The organism is Phenylobacterium sp., assembly GCF_028290885.1.
Classification (GTDB): Bacteria; Pseudomonadota; Alphaproteobacteria; order Caulobacterales; family Caulobacteraceae; genus Phenylobacterium.
On the sequence record NZ_JAQGIZ010000313.1, the window covers coordinates 1 to 10,441 of the forward strand.

Here is a 10,441-nt window from a genome sequence, read left to right on the forward strand (position 1 = left end):
CCTCGATCCGCCGCGCGCCCCCCGCCGCGCCGACCACGCCGTGACCGCCGCGCCCGCGCCGAAGCTCGAGGTCGGCGTCGACGTCCCCTGGGTCAGCAGCTGGTCGGCCGAACAGCTCACCGGCGTCGCGCCCTGCCCCTCGGTCGACGGCGCGCTGGCCGTGGGCCAGGCCGAGCATCCGGGAGAGGGCGAGCCGCTCTACGCGCGCAACCACCTGTTCCGCCAGCGCAAGTCGGTGCGCGAGATGCGTTGCCCGATGTGCGGCGAGCAGACCCCGGAGGGCGACCGCTGGACCCAGACCGCCCGCTGGACCACCGCCGGCGAGGTCCGCGCCAAGGGCCTGGGCGTCTGGCTGCCGCCGGAGTTCGCCGACGACCGGCGGCTGCTCGACGCCGGCGCCATCGCGCCCCTGCACCGCGCCTGCGCCGAGCGCGCGCTCGCCCTTTGCCCGCACCTGCAGGGCCTGGGCGACCATCAGCTGAAGCCCTTCCCCGGCGCCTGGATCGTCGTCGCGCTCAGCGTCGAGGCCAAGCCTTCCCATGCCCTTTCGAACGTCCCGCAGCGCGCCGTCGCGGCGGTGACCTTCCTGCAGCTGATCGGCGTGCCGGAACAATACGGGCTGAACATTACAACTCGTTTAGGTAATTAATCCGCCGTAACTTTGTGAATTCGGCGTCATTACGCAGGCTTCACGGGACTTCTACAGCATCCACAAGTATTCCCTCTTCATCGGCGGTTCGCACCGCCCACCGCATTCGAAGAGGGAACCAAGACCATGACCTTGACCAAACTGACCGCCCGTATCGCCAGCCTCGCCACCCTGGCGCTGGCCGCCCTGCCCGCCGCGTCCCTGACCACCGCGGCCTACGCCCAGCCGCCGCACGCCAGCGTCCAGATCGCCGACCTGAACCTCGCCACCGCCTCCGGCCGAACCGCCTACCAGCATCGCCTGGACTTCGCCGCGCGCCGCTTCTGCTCAGGCGAGAGGACGCTGAACATCCAGGCCGCCTGCCGCGCCGGCGTCCGCGCCGAGGTCAACGCCAAGGTCGCGGCCAACGTCCAGTTCGCCAGCCGTAGCTAGAGCGTTTCCCGGCTGACTTGGAACAAGTCAGCCGATCAGGAAGAGCGACCAAGCACAGAATCCGGAGCGCCGTTTCGATCCAGTCGAAACGGGACAAGCTCCGGGCGACTCCTCCGACGTAAGGAGTAAGAGGGCCTCCCCCGGCCCCAGCCCGTCCGCCCCGCGCTCCCCGGCCTCCAAGGGGCGGTCGCCAAGGCCCGCGATCCTCCCCGAATCGCGGGCCGTTTGCGTGGCGCGCAAGCCGCGTCAGTTCCCGAAGATCCATCCCGCCGTCAGCGTCGAGAGCTGCACCCCCACCAGGATCATCTGGTTGCCGGCGCCGAAGTCGATCACCGTGTCGGCGCCCACCTGGCTCACCGTGTAGGTGGTCCCCGGGTCCAGCATCACCCGGTCGCCCTCGGAGAGGTGGAAGTCCAGCACCTTGTCGATCCCGGCTTCCTGCGAGGTGTGGAACAGGTCGGCGCCCGCGCCGCCGGTTTCGGTGTCGTTGCCGCGGTCGCCGGAGATGTAGTCGTCGCCGGCGCCGCCGCTCAGGCTGTCGTCCCCCTGGCCGCCGCGCACCTGGTCATTGCCGTCGCCGCCGTCGAGGGTGTCGTTCCCGAGGTTGCCCCAGACGACATCCGAGCCCGCGTCGCCGAACTGCAGGTCGTCGTTCTTGCCGCCCACCACCCAGTCGTCCCCGGCCCCGCCGTGCAGGGTGTCGTTGCCCATGTTGCCGTTGATGTCGTCGAAGCCGGTGCCGCCGTTGATCACGTCGTTGCCGTCATTGCCGCGCAGGTAGTTCGAGCCGTTGGCGCCGCCGGTGATGCTGTCGTCGCCCGCGCCGCCCTGCAGGGTATCCCCGCCGGCCGCGCCCACCAGCACTTGGCCCGCGGGCGCGGCCGCCGCGCCCGTCTGGCTGACACTCACCTGATAGGTGCCCGTGTAGCCGTCCACGAAGGAGCCGGCGTCGACGTAGTAGGTCCCGCTGGTCGGCGCGACGAACACCAGCCGCGAGTCCGGGTTGCTGCCGGCGACGACATCATCGTCGGACGCCAGCACATTCCCGCTGGAATCGTGCAGCCGCAGGAAGGAGTCGGCGAGCGTGCCGCCGCCGCCCACCCGGCCCACCAGGTTGATGGTGTAGGTCGCGCCGGCCTGGAGCTGCACCTGGAACCAGTCGCGGTCGCCGGCGGTCTGCAGCGCCCCGCTGGCCGACCCGCCGACCGCCAGATGGCCGAACGGCGCGGTGGTGTCGGTCAGGCTGGAGGCGTACTCGTCCGGCGCCGGCTGGAACCCGGTCCCCGAGCCGGTGGGGTTCCAGCCCAGGATGTCGAGCACCCGCAGGTCGGTGGCCGACACCGCGCCCGGCGACGAGGGCCCGCCCGGGCCGAAGGCGTCGCCGCGGGTGTTGGACCAGTCGCCCAGGTCGAAGCCGTCGTCGACGCCGGCGCTGTTGATCGAGTTGTGGTAGGCAAGGCTGGTGAGGTGCTGGGCGTCGACCCCGAAGTAGGTGGTCACCCCGTCTGAGCCGCCGGTGAAGTCGCGCTGTCCGGTGGCGGTGAAGCGGAACAGGTCCATCGGCGCCCACTTCGAGCCGTCGAGGCCCAGGCTCGCGGTCCGGCCGAACACCCCCTCGCTGATCTCGTGCTCCAGCGCGCCGATGGCGTCCTGGCCGAAGGTGAAGTTCAGGTCGCTGTTCAGCACCACATGGTCGTCGACGCTGTTGGTCTGCACCGCCAGGCCCAGGATCCGCGCCTCGGTGGTGGGGATCGAGAACCCCGCGCCGTTCGAGGGGTCCGTCGCCGGCAGCCCGTTCACCGCCAGGACGTCGTCGGCGGTGGTGGCGTGCGTCCGAAGCGCGGCGGTGAAGGCCGCAAAGCTCACCGTCGTCGTGGTGAAGGTGTTCTGCGCGCTGAAGGTCTGGCCCAGCGACTGGAGGTCGAAGTTCACGCCCACGGTCACCGGATTGGTGAACTGGCTCTGCAGGTAGTTCTCGGCGGAGATGATCGCGCCGCGATAGGCGTCGGTGACCCCGGCGCCGTAATAGTTCACGAACACCAACCCGCTGCCCGCGAGAGTTACGCTCTCGGTATCCAAACTCATGCCCGGCTGTCCCTGGCCTCGGCCCGGTCCCTCGCCCGCCACTGGGACGGAAGGCCTACGGCTTGTCAATCCGGGCGGCGCCACACGGGGCGGGCTTTCCGTCGCGGCGATCCCGGTCCAGGCTAGTGTGCTGGATTTGAAGTTCGCCTCGTTCAGGGGCCAAGCGCCGAGCGAACTTCAAATCCAAGAGGCGCACTAGAAAACATGGACTTGCTAGTGTCCCTATCGATTCCGAAGTTCGCCAAAAGCAGCCGCAAGCGCTTGCGAACTTCGGAATCGGGACACTCGGCCGCCATGATCAAGCTCACCTTCTGCCTCACCCGCCTGCCGCACCTCAGCCGAGAGGCGTTCCAGGATTACTGGTTCAAGACCCACGGCCCGCTGGTCGCCTCGGTGGCCGAGACCCTGCAGATCCGCCGCTACGTCCAGCTGCACAGCCTGCCGGCCGAGGCCAGCGCCGCCCTGCGCGCCAGCCGCGAGGCGCCGGGCCAATACGACGGGGTGGCGGAGCTGTGGTTCGACAGCCTCGAGGCCCTGGCGGCCAATTCCGAGCGTCCGGAGGTCCGGGCCGCCGGCGCCCTGCTACTGGAGGACGAGCGCCGCTTCATCGACCTTGCGAAGAGCCCGCTCTGGTGGGGCGAGGAGAAGCCGATCGTCGGCTGAGGGCCGGCTTGGCGGCCGGCTTGGCGGCGGCCCGCGCGCGTGGCCTGGACTCGCGCTTCGCCGCAGGCTTGGCCGCGGGCTCCGCGATGCTTGCAGGTGGCTGGAACGCGCGCGACTGCACCGCCACCTGGTGCGGATAGGGGAACGAAAACCCCTCGGCCTCGAGCCGCTGCTTGACGGCCTTGAGCAGGTCGTAGCGCGCGTCCCAGTAATCGCTCGGCGAGAACCAGGCGCGCAGCGTCACCGTCACCCCATTGTCCTTCAGCGCGGTCAGCTTGGCCCAGGGCTCGGGCTTGGCCAGCACCCGCGGATCGGCGGCGGCGCATTCGAGCAGCACCTTCAGCGCCCGGTCCACGTCGTCCTCGTAGTCGATGGTCAAGTCGATCTCCGCGCGCCGGCCAGCCGGCGAGGTCTGATTGACGATGATCTCCCCGAACGCCTTGGCGTTGGGCACGAAGATGTTGAGATTGTCGGGATCGGAAAGCCGCGTGGCGAACAGGTCGAGCCCCTTCACCGTGCCCTGCCGTCCGTTGATCTCCACCCGGTCGCCCACCCGGTAGGGCCGCAGGATCAGCAGCATCACGCCGGCCGCCACATTGGCGAGCGCGCCCTGCAAGGCCAGGCCGATGGCCAGCGAGGCCGCGCCCAGCACCGCGATCACCGAGGTCGCCTTGACCCCCAGCTGCTGCAGCACGCCCACCATGCCCACCACGAACACGAAATAGCGCACCAGCGAGGCGGCGAAGCTCTGCAGCGTGGTGTCGACGGGATTGCGCCGGTGGGCCCGGGCGATCGCGCGGGCGGTCAGCTGGGAGAGCCAGTTGGCGGCCCACAGCGTGGCCGCCAGGATCACGCCGGCCAGCGCCAGGTTCACCGCCAGCCCGCCCGCGGCGTCGGCGGCGTGGCGCACCAGCTCGCTGTCGCCGAACAGCAGGCGCCGCGCCTGGTCGATGACGGGCGGCACGGTGGCATCGATGGGGATCGACAGGGCCAAGGGGGCGCCTCGCGGGCTGTTGGTCCGAATGGCATCAACGCCTGGGGGCGGCTGAAAGCTCCTCTCCTGAACCGAAGAGTTCGGGGGAGGTGTCAGCAAAGCTGACGGAGGGCGCGCGCGGGCGACCGGGCTCTGAGTCATTCGGAGCGAGACGTCCACGCGCCCCCTCCGTCACGTCGCGTTCCGCGCCGCGCCACCTCCCCCGAAGTGTGCCCTTCAGGGAGCAGCTGGCTCGTCCCCCGCCCCATAGATCACCCGCGACGACCCATCCGGCTCTTTCATTGTCACCACCAGCCGTTCCGGCCCCTCGGGCTCGGCATAGCGCTTCAGGCTCAGCCGCGCGGCCCGTTTCTCGGCGGCGATCACCGTGCGGCGCAGCATCGGCTCGGACTTGCGCATCCCGATCCACTGCAGGCCCTCGCAGGCCTGCTCCACCATGATCTCCTCGACCATCGCCTTGGAGCGCCGGTAGTCCGCCAGGAACTCGGGATAGCGCCGCAGCCACCAGTACACCGCGCCGATCGACGGCATGTCGGAGTCGCGGCAGATCGCCGTCACGCTCTCGCCCATCATCACCCGCGTACAGATTATCTCCCGGACCTCGGGCCCATAGTGGTCCGTCCCGGCCCGCCAGCTCTGGCCGCCCCGCGAGCCCACCTGCGCCCGCCGCGCGGCGTCCCGCTCGCCCTGCGCCTGCAGCGCCGCCGCCCGCGCCGTGGCCAGCGCATGGCGCTTCATGAGCCGGAACTCCTCGTGCGCACGGGCCCAGTTCCACACCGTCTTCTCGGTCGGCATCGCCGGATCGGCCCGGCAGATCGAGCGCAGGCTCTCGCCCGCGGCCAGCCGCCGGCAGATGGCCGCTCCCCGCTCCGGCGTATACGTGCTGGCGTAGAGTCCCGGCGCGGACTGCGGCGCCAGGGTGCGGCGGGACTCGAACCGCGGACGGGACATCATTCCGCCGATCGTCTCACGACCCCGGACGGACTCCAAAAATTCAGCGCAAATAGTTTAACCGCCCGCCGTGGCCGTCAGCCGGCGCCCCTGCTCCGGCCGCCGCCAGGTGACCACCTCGCCGTCCACCGGCGCGGACGGCGGCGCGAGGGCGGGCAGGCCCTGGATGAAGTCCGTGATCGGCGTTTCGAGCGCATCGGCCAGCGCGATCAGGCGGGCGATCGGCATGGCGATCAGCCCCGCCTCGTATTTCTGGATCTGCTGGAATGTGAGCCCGCAACGCGTGGCGACGTCCCGCTGAGTCATTTCAAGAAGCCGCCGCCGCGAACGCAATCGCCGACCGATGGCCCGATAGATCCCTTGGTCACGCATGAACATTAGCCCCAACAGCTGCCTGACCATGCGCTAACGGGGCGCAAGCGGAAAGGTTCTAATGTTATGTGAACGCCGGTTTTCGGCGTTTTGCACGCAAACGTTACTGCCGGAACGGCCCCACACCCAGTGGTGGCGCCAGGTTGGGGCGGGTTCGCGCCGCGATCATTCGGCCCCATCTGCAACCTGAGGTCATCAAGAGCGCTGATGACTCCCCCAGACGGCGCCGGTGCTGCGCAGTTCATGACGATGACATCGCCGGGTCTTATGTCGACCGCCCGCCATACCCGCCCAACCTCTACGTGCGACGGTGATGGCCCCCCCGCTCACCCTTCCTCAACCCTTCCCCCGCGAACCTCCCTGCTTCACACTGGAACAGACGATGAACGCGAATCAGCCCCTCCGCATGACTCCTTCGCTCAGGATTCTGGGTCTCGACCCGGGGCTTCGCCGCACCGGCTGGGGGGTGGTGGCGGTGGACGGCGCGCGGCTGACGCATGTGGCGCACGGGGTGATCGCGCCGGAGGCTGCGCTGGCCTTCTCCGAGCGGCTGCTGGTGCTGTTCGAGGCCATCGCCGAGGTCATCGCGCTGCACGCCCCGCACGAGGCGGCGGTGGAGGAGATCTTCATGAACAACAACGCGGCCTCGGCGCTGAAGCTCGGCCATGCGCGCGCCTGCTGTCTGCTCGCGCCGGCCCGCGCTGGGCTCACCGTCGCCGAATACGCCGCCACCGTGGTCAAGAAGGCCGTGGTCGGCACCGGCGCGGCCGACAAGGCCCAGGTCGGCTTCATGATCCGCCGCCTGCTGCCCACCGCCGGCGACACCACGGCGGACGCCGCCGACGCGCTTGCCGTCGCCATCGCCCACGCCCACGCCCGCCGCGCCCGGAGCTATCTCGGCGCCGCCTGATCCTCCGGGCGCGCGAAGTGATGGCCCTAGTCGCGTACGAACGTCCGGCCGCGGCCGGACCAGAAGTGCTATCGCGGCCCCCGGTAGCCGTCGTAGGGCGGCCCTTCGTCGTAGTACGGCCTGTAGGGGCCTTGGTAGTAGGGGCCATCGTAGCGTGGCCGGTAGTTGTAGTAGGGACGGTTGTAGTAGGGGCCGTTGTAGTAGGAGGCGCCGTGGTGGTAGCCGTAGTCGTCGTAGTAGTCGGCGCAGCCGGAGAGCGCCACGGCGGCGCCGAGGGCGATCAGAGCTGTTTTCATGGCCCTTTGTCCAAGGTCCCTCACGGCGGATAGCGCACGATCGCCGCAATGGTTGCCGCAATTTCGCCGCTGGCCACGGCTCAGTTTTCCCGATGCGAACCCTGGTCCTGGCCGCCGCCCTGCTGCTCGCTGCCTGCGGCGCCTATTGCCCGACCGACATGCACGGCCTCGACGCGCCGCCATGGGGCTCGGCGATCCCCGCGCCGCACGGCTAGGCCGGATCGGCTTTCATCTGCTGCGGCCGATACAGATCCTCTCCTCCGACTTAGAAGGAGGAGAAGAAGATACCTTCATGCCGCGTTGAATGGCGATTGGCCCTAAGCGGCCGCGCGGTTGCGGAACAGCGCGCCCCGGCTCATCCCCCGCGTCGCGACCGCCACCAGGCCGTAGACCGCCACCCCCGCCACGCCGATCCCGGCCTCGGTGAGCAGCATGCCGGTGGCGCCGAACTTCGTCTCCGCCCAGCCATCGACCAGGGTGACCACCAGGATCGGGACGTTGGAGATCGAGGAGATCAGGTTGAACTTGGTGGCCGCCGCGCCGTGGCCGATGGCCTCCAGCGTCACCGCCGAATAGGCTCCATAGCAGAAGCCCACGACGAAGTTGTAGAGGCAGGCGAACACCAGGAAGGCCATCGGCGTGCGTGGCCCGAACGCCATCGCCACCGCCACCGCCGAGAGGGCGACGCCGAACAGGCTGTAGGCGCGCTTGCGGTCCATGCGGTCGGCCAGGTAGCCGCCGGCGATGCAGCCCGGAATCGAGACCAGGCCGGAAAGCAGGCCGCCCACCAGCGCCACCTCGTCCGCCCCCGCGCCCCAGTCCTTGGCGATCGCCGCCCAGAGCTGCTGCAGCCCGCCCGAGCCGATCGGCAGCAGCATGATGAAGCAGGCGAGCAGCCCGATCCGGGTGCGCACCAGGGTCAGCACGTCGCGCCCGGTCTCGATTAGTGTGCCCAGGTAGCTTCGTCCGGCCGCCACCCGCCCGGGCTCTGCCAGCCAGAGCAGCGGCAGGGCCGAGATCATGCAGGCGGCCGCCAGCACTGCGCCGGAAATCCAAGGATGGCCCGAGTGCTGGGCGAGCCAGAGCCCGGCTCCGCCGCCCAGTCCCACCCCGCCCAGGTTGCCCGCCTGGCTCCAGCCGCCGGCCCGGCCCTTCTCGTGGTCCGGCGTGTCGATGGCCATGAACCGCTGGACCGCCATGCCGGTGACGGTGGCCATGACGCTGGAGGCCAGCACCAGCCAGCCGAACAGGGGCAGGAGGTCGGTGCGCAGCGGCAGGAAGGCGATGCCCGCCAGGCTCGCCGCCGTGCCGGTCACCGCGATCATGAACCAGGCCTTGGCCGAGAGCGTGGTGTCGACAAGCGGCGCCCACAGCACCTTCCAGGTGTTGGGCAGCAGCGCCATGCCCGCGAGGCCGGCGATCGCCACGACACTCGCGCCCGCATGGCTGAGCAGCCAAGCCAGCGTCACCGTCACATAGCCGCTGGCGATCCCGAACGGCAGGTAGAGCACCAGGTAGAGCGCCGGATGCGGCGAAGACCTGTGCGCGGCGGTCTCGGTCATGGATCTGGTCCCCGAGGAGACGGTAGCAGCGTTCTTCTGAGAGGAACACGTCGGGACGGTGGCGGCGATCCCTGAACGATCCTGGTTAACGCCGCGCCGCGCCTGGGCGGCCGCGATCCCGAGACGTTCACGATTGATCAAGCGAAGCGGGTTGGTTTACGGCATGCTGGAACAGATGCCGAACGTGATTCACATTCAAGCTCCGGAGGCCGCCCGATGATCGGCCGGCTGTGGGGCGTCGTGGCCGAGGTGGGCGAGGAAGAGGCGCTGATCGACGTGGCCGGCGTCGGCTACGTCGTGCGCTGCGGCTCGCGCACCCTGGGCCGCTTGCCGGGGACGGGCGAGACCGCCACCCTGCACATCGAGAGCCAGTGGGGGGAGCAGACCGGCATGACCCTCTACGGCTTCCTCGACCGCCACGAACGCCGCGCCTTCGTCATGTTGAAGACCATCCAGGGCGTGGGACCGAAGGCGGCGCTGGCCGTGCTCGACGTCCTGCCGCCTGCGGAGCTCTCGGCCGCCGCCGCCCGCGGCGACCAGGCCGCGGTGGCCCGCGCCCAGGGCGTCGGCCCCAAGCTCGCTCTGCGCATCGTCACCGAGCTGAAGGACAAGCCGCTGGGCGACGGCCCGGTCGCCGGCCTCCATACCGGCGCCGCTCCGGGGACGCCCGCCAAACCCTCCGCATCCGGAGAAGCCGTCGCCGCCCTCATGGGCCTCGGCGTCGCCGAACCCGCCGCCCGCCGCGTGGTGGAGCAGGCGGCCCTGCGCCTGGGCGACGAGGCCGAGGCGCCGGGGCTGATCAAGGCGGCGTTGCAGGAGCTGGGGCGGTGAGGGATCGCGGCGCCAGTTCCTCCCCATGACCCGCATCGTGTCCGGCGAACCGGCCCCCTTCGAAGCCCCCGACAAGGCCCTTCGCCCGCAGACGCTGGCCGAGTTCGTCGGCCAGGAGCAGGCCAAGGGCAACCTGCGGGTGTTCATCGCGGGCGCCAAGGCCCGCGGCGAGGCGCTGGACCACGTGCTGCTGTTCGGCCCGCCCGGCCTGGGCAAGACGACGCTCGCCCAGATCATCGCCCGCGAGCTCGGCGTGAACTTCCGCGCCACCTCCGGCCCGGTGCTGGCCAAGGCCGGCGACCTGGCCGCCATCCTCACCAACCTCGAGCCCAACGACGTCCTGTTCATCGACGAGATCCACCGGCTGCCTGCCAACGTCGAGGAGATCCTCTATCCGGCCATGGAGGACCACGTCCTCGACCTGATGATCGGCGAAGGGCCGTCGGCGCGCTCGATCCGCATCGACCTCGCGCCCTTCACCCTGGTGGCCGCCACCACCCGCGCGGGCCTCCTCGCCACCCCGCTCCGTGACCGGTTCGGCATCCCGATCCGGCTGGAATTCTACACGCCTGCCGAGCTGCAGAAGGTGCTGGCCCAGGCGGCCGGCAAGATGGGCCTCAGGCTGCACCCCGAAGGCGCCGCCGAGATCGCCGCGCGGGCCCGCGGGACCCCGCGGGTCGCGGGCCGCCTGCTGCG

General features: G+C 70.2%; 13 protein-coding genes. 7 read left to right on the forward strand and 6 right to left on the reverse strand.

The annotated features are described in order from the left end of the window. Both JWP28_RS20285 and JWP28_RS20290 read left to right on the forward strand, forming a co-directional pair. The coding region (locus JWP28_RS20285) for a hypothetical protein (protein ID WP_366143831.1) at positions 1-649 on the forward strand (649 nt) is incomplete at its 5' end. Between the two features lie 126 nt (positions 650-775). Next, the gene (locus JWP28_RS20290; protein ID WP_299545668.1) at positions 776-1,081 is read left to right on the forward strand and encodes a UrcA family protein; all 306 of its coding nucleotides are present in this window, start codon (positions 776-778) and stop codon (positions 1,079-1,081) included. A gap of 246 nt (positions 1,082-1,327) precedes the next feature. Here the strand turns inward: JWP28_RS20290 and JWP28_RS20295 are convergent, their stop codons facing one another. Continuing rightward, positions 1,328-3,166 carry an NF038122 family metalloprotease gene (locus JWP28_RS20295; RefSeq protein ID WP_299545669.1) on the reverse strand — a complete coding sequence of 613 codons (1,839 nt, stop codon included), beginning with the start codon at positions 3,164-3,166 and terminating at the stop codon, positions 1,328-1,330. A 294-nt stretch (positions 3,167-3,460) separates the two neighbouring features. Here JWP28_RS20295 and JWP28_RS20300 point away from each other — a divergent pair, with 294 nt between their 5' ends. Further along, the gene (locus JWP28_RS20300; RefSeq protein ID WP_299545670.1) at positions 3,461-3,829 is read left to right on the forward strand and encodes an EthD domain-containing protein; all 369 of its coding nucleotides are present in this window, start codon (positions 3,461-3,463) and stop codon (positions 3,827-3,829) included. On the opposite strand, the gene JWP28_RS20305 is transcribed toward JWP28_RS20300, so the two are convergent. The 3 genes from JWP28_RS20305 to JWP28_RS20315 all read right to left on the reverse strand — a co-directional run bounded on the left by JWP28_RS20305 (position 3,771) and on the right by JWP28_RS20315 (position 6,176). Further along, entirely contained in the window at positions 3,771-4,823 is a 1,053-nt protein-coding gene (locus JWP28_RS20305; RefSeq protein ID WP_299545671.1) for a mechanosensitive ion channel family protein, read from the reverse strand. The two genes, JWP28_RS20300 and JWP28_RS20305, sit on opposite strands and share 59 nt — an antisense overlap. Before the next feature lie 216 nt (positions 4,824-5,039). Next, positions 5,040-5,777, reverse strand: a complete 738-nt coding sequence (locus JWP28_RS20310; RefSeq protein ID WP_299545672.1) for a hypothetical protein — start codon at positions 5,775-5,777, stop codon at positions 5,040-5,042. Positions 5,778-5,831: 54 nt separating this feature from the next. Next, positions 5,832-6,176 carry a helix-turn-helix transcriptional regulator gene (locus tag JWP28_RS20315; protein ID WP_366143832.1) on the reverse strand — a complete coding sequence of 115 codons (345 nt, stop codon included), beginning with the start codon at positions 6,174-6,176 and terminating at the stop codon, positions 5,832-5,834. Positions 6,177-6,552: 376 nt separating this feature from the next. Here JWP28_RS20315 and ruvC point away from each other — a divergent pair, with 376 nt between their 5' ends. After that, entirely contained in the window at positions 6,553-7,056 is a 504-nt protein-coding gene (gene ruvC / locus JWP28_RS20320) for a crossover junction endodeoxyribonuclease RuvC (protein WP_299545673.1), read from the forward strand. Positions 7,057-7,124: 68 nt separating this feature from the next. Here the strand turns inward: ruvC and JWP28_RS20325 are convergent, their stop codons facing one another. Further along, positions 7,125-7,352: a hypothetical protein gene (locus JWP28_RS20325; RefSeq protein WP_299545674.1), complete on the reverse strand. Its 228-nt coding sequence runs from the start codon at positions 7,350-7,352 to the stop codon at positions 7,125-7,127. Between the two features lie 92 nt (positions 7,353-7,444). On the opposite strand from JWP28_RS20325, the gene JWP28_RS20330 reads away from it, so the two are divergent. Beyond that, complete coding sequence (locus tag JWP28_RS20330; protein ID WP_299545675.1) at positions 7,445-7,567, forward strand: hypothetical protein; 123 nt, start codon at positions 7,445-7,447, stop codon at positions 7,565-7,567. A gap of 102 nt (positions 7,568-7,669) precedes the next feature. Here JWP28_RS20330 and JWP28_RS20335 read toward each other — a convergent pair whose 3' ends face one another. Continuing rightward, on the reverse strand, positions 7,670-8,914 hold the full coding sequence (locus tag JWP28_RS20335; RefSeq protein ID WP_299545676.1) for an MFS transporter: 1,245 nt from the start codon (positions 8,912-8,914) through the stop codon (positions 7,670-7,672). Positions 8,915-9,130: 216 nt separating this feature from the next. On the opposite strand from JWP28_RS20335, the gene ruvA reads away from it, so the two are divergent. Together ruvA and ruvB are read left to right on the forward strand one after the other, a co-directional pair. Continuing rightward, positions 9,131-9,745, forward strand: coding sequence for a Holliday junction branch migration protein RuvA (gene ruvA / locus JWP28_RS20340; RefSeq protein ID WP_299545677.1), 615 nt, complete (start codon positions 9,131-9,133; stop codon positions 9,743-9,745). 25 nt (positions 9,746-9,770) lie between these two features. Further along, on the forward strand, positions 9,771-10,441 hold a 671-nt coding region (gene ruvB, locus JWP28_RS20345; protein ID WP_299545678.1), incomplete at its 3' end, for a Holliday junction branch migration DNA helicase RuvB.

What these genes read in the sequence shown, in the direction of transcription:
- ruvC (WP_299545673.1), top strand. Translation starts at nt 6,553, where the DNA reads ATGACTCCTTCGCTCAGGATTCTGGGTCTCGACCCGGGGCTTCGCCGC.
- JWP28_RS20315 (WP_366143832.1), bottom strand. Translation starts at nt 6,176, where the DNA reads ATGGTCAGGCAGCTGTTGGGGCTAATGTTCATGCGTGACCAAGGGATC.
- JWP28_RS20295 (WP_299545669.1), bottom strand. Translation starts at nt 3,166, where the DNA reads ATGAGTTTGGATACCGAGAGCGTAACTCTCGCGGGCAGCGGGTTGGTG.
- JWP28_RS20330 (WP_299545675.1), top strand. Translation starts at nt 7,445, where the DNA reads ATGCGAACCCTGGTCCTGGCCGCCGCCCTGCTGCTCGCTGCCTGCGGC.
- ruvA (WP_299545677.1), top strand. Translation starts at nt 9,131, where the DNA reads ATGATCGGCCGGCTGTGGGGCGTCGTGGCCGAGGTGGGCGAGGAAGAG.
- JWP28_RS20290 (WP_299545668.1), top strand. Translation starts at nt 776, where the DNA reads ATGACCTTGACCAAACTGACCGCCCGTATCGCCAGCCTCGCCACCCTG.
- JWP28_RS20335 (WP_299545676.1), bottom strand. Translation starts at nt 8,914, where the DNA reads ATGACCGAGACCGCCGCGCACAGGTCTTCGCCGCATCCGGCGCTCTAC.
- JWP28_RS20300 (WP_299545670.1), top strand. Translation starts at nt 3,461, where the DNA reads ATGATCAAGCTCACCTTCTGCCTCACCCGCCTGCCGCACCTCAGCCGA.
- JWP28_RS20325 (WP_299545674.1), bottom strand. Translation starts at nt 7,352, where the DNA reads ATGAAAACAGCTCTGATCGCCCTCGGCGCCGCCGTGGCGCTCTCCGGC.
- JWP28_RS20310 (WP_299545672.1), bottom strand. Translation starts at nt 5,777, where the DNA reads ATGATGTCCCGTCCGCGGTTCGAGTCCCGCCGCACCCTGGCGCCGCAG.